The sequence below is a fragment of the Profundibacter sp. genome, assembly GCF_056498605.1.
In genome coordinates this window covers 1-4,275 of record NZ_JBSMEZ010000012.1, presented here as the reverse complement: position 1 = coordinate 4,275, position 4,275 = coordinate 1, and the positions used below count along the sequence as shown (strand labels likewise).

Annotated in this window: 2 protein-coding genes; both read left to right on the top strand. The window is 54.2% G+C overall.

Features of this window, described 5'->3' with window-relative positions; all coding sequences use genetic code 11:
- On the top strand, positions 1–1,762 hold a 1,762-nt coding region (locus ACWB12_RS01395; protein WP_479528268.1), incomplete at its 5' end, for a molybdopterin dinucleotide binding domain-containing protein.
- Positions 1,763–1,923: 161 nt separating this feature from the next.
- A complete protein-coding gene (locus ACWB12_RS01390) occupies positions 1,924–4,101 on the top strand; it encodes a HEAT repeat domain-containing protein (RefSeq protein ID WP_479528267.1) in 2,178 nt (725 codons plus the stop codon).
- The last annotated feature ends 174 nt before the right edge of the window (positions 4,102–4,275 follow it).

The window sequence follows — 4,275 nt, the reverse complement described above, 5'->3', positions numbered from 1 at the left end:
CGCTGAGTGGATAAAGAACTGGGTCAACGACAAGTGGGGTTCGTCCTCTGGCTTTGGTCAGGGCACACGGAACACACCTTGGCAGTGGCGCACCACTTGGGGTAAATTCCAGACCAAAGGGTTTGAGGATTGGTCAAAATGGCTGTTGGCTCAAGACGAGTTCGCGCTTGAAGCTGCTTCTGAAGTTTCCGGCGTAGATGCTGCTAAAATTCAGCTGGCTGCTGAAATGATGGCCAAACCAAAAGAAGACGGCACACGGACAAAAACTTCCGTGATGATCGAAAAAGGCTTCTATTGGTCCAACAACACCGGCAACACACAAGCGATTTCCGCACTGGGGATCATTGTTGGGGCAGGTGGACGTCCAGGCCAGATGATTGGTCGGGCCGGTGGCCACCAACGTGGTGGTGTAGGTGGTGGCGGGTATCCTCGCAATAAATCACCAATGAAACTGCCGGGTCGTCGCCGTCGGGCGCTGGATACGGATACTTGGACAATGGCGGGACACACCCGTATGGCCCACGTTATCGGCACAACATGGATCCAATCCATGCTGGGCAGCCAGCAGTTGTCGGCACGTTTCCATGAACTAACCCGTGGCAACCCGCACCAGATCCAGTCTATGAACCGCGAGAAAATCCTTGAGACTCTCAAGGCGCGTGTTGATAGCGGTGGTATGGTTCTGGTCAATCAGGATATCTATCTGGTTGATCCGATCGGCAACCAATTCGCGGATATTATCTTCCCCGCCGCAACTTGGGGCGAAGAAGACTTCCTGCGGGCCAATGGCGAACGCCGCGTTCGGTTGTATCAAAAATTCTATGATGCACCTGGCGAAGCGAAACCGGATTGGTGGATCATCTCTCAACTGGCCAAGAAGATGGGCTTTGAGGGCTTCGATTGGGAAAACTCGAACGACGTTGCAGAAGAAGCAGCCAAGTTCACTCGTGGTAGCCGTAAAGACTTTAACATGGTTAAAGTGGCCGCCAAACGCGAAGGTGTGACCCTGCACGAGAAGTTCCGGGCAATGGGCACAAACGGCATTCAGGCGCCGGTGTTTATGAATGCTGACGGCTCCTTGATGGGCACCGTGCGCTTGCATGATACGACGCGCATACTGCCAAGCGACGGACCTACCGCTGTGAATATGTTCAACAAAAAGTTGACGCATTTCAATTCGCAAACCGGTCGTTGCAACATCCAGAAATCGCCTTGGTCGTTGTTCTCGGATTACTGGGAATGGATGAAACCAAAAGGCGAGGAGTTGTGGTGCACATCGGGTCGTGCCAACGAGCGTTGGCAGTCGGGCTTCGATGATACCCGTCGTCCATATATCGTTCAGCGCTGGCCTGACAACTGGGTCGAAATCAACACCGAAGATGCGGCCGCGCGCGGCATTGAAAGTGGTGATATGGTCCTGCTGTCAAATGACCGCGTGCCAAGCCTGAAAGACAGCACACTGGGTGTTGAAGGTGACGACTATACCTTCACTGGTCAGATGGCTGCCGGCAATGTGGAACTATCCGAGGCCTCGATCACCGCGGTTGCGATGGTCACACGCGCTGTGAAGCCAGGGGTCATGTATATGGACTTCTTGCATTACAGCCAGCCAGCCAACGCTTTGGCAGGTCGGGTCGTGGACTGGATCAGCGGGAACTATAACTACAAAATGGGTATTGCGAAGGTTACCAAAATCGGTGAATCGCCATACAAACATAGCTTCCGCTCGATGTCCTTCGCACCGCGTGACATCGTAATATAACAATCGATCAGGGCGCTCATTAGCGAGCGCCCTGATCTAATATGCGACATTTCGCCGGCCTCGGTTAAAATCGTGGTCGGCGTTGTAATGCTTGATGCACGTCAATGCTAAAAATTTTGGGATTCGATAGCCTGCCTTGAACAGTTAAAGGTGTTATATCCATGAAAACCAATGCGCGCGACAGATTAACAACCATTTTATCGGAGGGAATCGACGTTCACCGCTGTGCCGCTGCACGGGCGTTGGGCAGCATGAAGCTGCCGGAATCAGTTGAGCCGCTGATAAAGGCATTGCTTGACGAAGACCCCGATGTCAGAACAGACGCCGCTTTTGCTCTGGGCGAGTTGAACGACCCCGCCTCGGCTGAAAAGCTGATGGAGAATCTGGTTGGGGACCCTGAATCAGACGTGAAACGTGCCGCTATCAAGGCGCTGATCGCTATGCGTTATGAGCCGGTTGTGCCGCTGCTGCGCAAATTGGCGGTGTCGCGGGCCCAAGAGGACGTAGCATGGGACGAAGAGGCATTTTACACCGATGAATGGGATCATTGGATTGATATCCAGATGTCCGCATTCGAGGGCTTGGGTGTTTTTGCCCCCGAAGAGGCGGTGCCGGAAATCATCACCGCGATGCTGGACGACGAGGCTCAGGATTTAACCGAACCAGGCCTGCGGGCGCTGGCGCGGATGGGCGAGGCGGGCGCATTGGCGATTATTGATCAATACGGCAAGGGCGACACCCGTATGTGCCGCCGTATCGTGCGTGCTGTTGGTATGTCCGACAATCCACATCTGGATGATCTGCGTGGCGGGATGGTCACCGATGTGAAACCGGAAATCCGCCGTCTGGCGCTGGAAAATCTGGAAGCAACTGATGATCGGCTTAAGCCATTGTTTGGTGATGAAGATAGCACTGTTCGGGCCGCTGTTGTTAAACACGCAGGTTTGCAAAATACCCTGTTGCTATGGGATTTGATTAAGGATCCCGCCCCCGAAGTACGGGTTGAAGTGTTCAAAATCATCAAAGCCTACCCAGATAAATTCAAAGACGAAGATCTGGAAAAAGCCGTGCAAAGGGCGATCACCGGTGATCCGGATGCCGCCAAACAGGCCGCACTGGCACTGATTGCCCTGAAAGGGCCACAAGCGGCCAAGGGGCTGTTGCATGTGCTGTCAAACGCCGAAATTCCGCAAAAATTCCGTGTTGGGGTGATCGAAGCGGTTGAAAAATCCGGTGATATTGCCGTGCCCGCCCTATTGCAGGCCGCAGGGGATGCGGATCGGCAGCTGCGTCTGGCGGCATTAACAGCTTTGGCTGGAATCGCCAGCAATGACCCGAAGTGGCCCAATGATGCGGGTATAGGGCTAATCACAGCCCTGAATGGCGAGTTGGTTCTGCCACCTGAAGAGGTGGAAGAGGAGGTCGTTGAAAAAGAACCCCTGCCCGAAATCACCGAAGAGATTGCTAATGAAATTGATGCGGAACTGCCGCTGGTTGCCGAAAAAATCGAACCGGTGACATCAACACTCGAGGCGATCAAGTCCAACGTTCCCGACGCACCCGTTGAGGAGCCAGAGGAAATCATTTTGAGTGATGAAACCCAGCGTATGCTCGATCTGACCAAGCGGCGCAAGCTGGGCAAGCGCAAACTGTCGTGGGACACGATGGCCTCGCCGCATGAAGACGTACAACGTTTTTCTGCCCGCCTGCTGGGCAGTGTGGTTCACAAGGATGTAACAGACGCGCTGATTGCAACATTGACGCAGGATATGGATGAAGAAGCCCGCAATGGCGCGCTGTTTTCTCTAGCCAAACATGCCGAGCAAACCGGCACGATGCCCGAGGAAGCGCTGGCTCCATTGCAAGAGTTGCTGAGAAGCGATGTGCCCGAAACCCGCGTTCTGGCCGTGCGTTCAATGGGCTGGATCAAAGGCACTGAAATGGACGCAGCATTAGAGGCATTGCTGACCGATTCCGATCCGCTGGTTCGGGTCGAAGCCGTCAAGGCGATGGATCATCGCAACCTTGCGACCGATGCTTTGATCAACGCGCTGAATGATGATTATCAAGGTGTCGGCATCGCTGCCGCCCGTGCGTTGGCCCGCCTGTTTGGCGATGATTCGGCAGATGCGCTGGTGTTGTTTGCAGTCACCAATGATGGCACCTATCGGCGCGATATTGGCCAATTGTTAGGTCAATACGCGCCTGATGCGGGGGCGATCCGTTTGCTGGAATTACTGGCGGACGAGGATCAAAAGGCCCGCTGGCTGGTCGCGATTGATGCGCTTGCCGAACTCTTTCAACAACCAGATCAGACCGAGGCACTGAAAGTCGCCTGAATTTTTCAATACACCGAAAGGAAACACAAAATGAGAAACCTGTTTGCGAAATCCGCCATTGCTTTGGCAGCATTAAGCATGGCAACGGCGGTAAGCGCCAAAGGCTATAACGAGGTCGAAGTGAGTGATGGCGGCAGCTTTGTCGGCACAGTTTCAGCGTGCGGTGCCGAGACC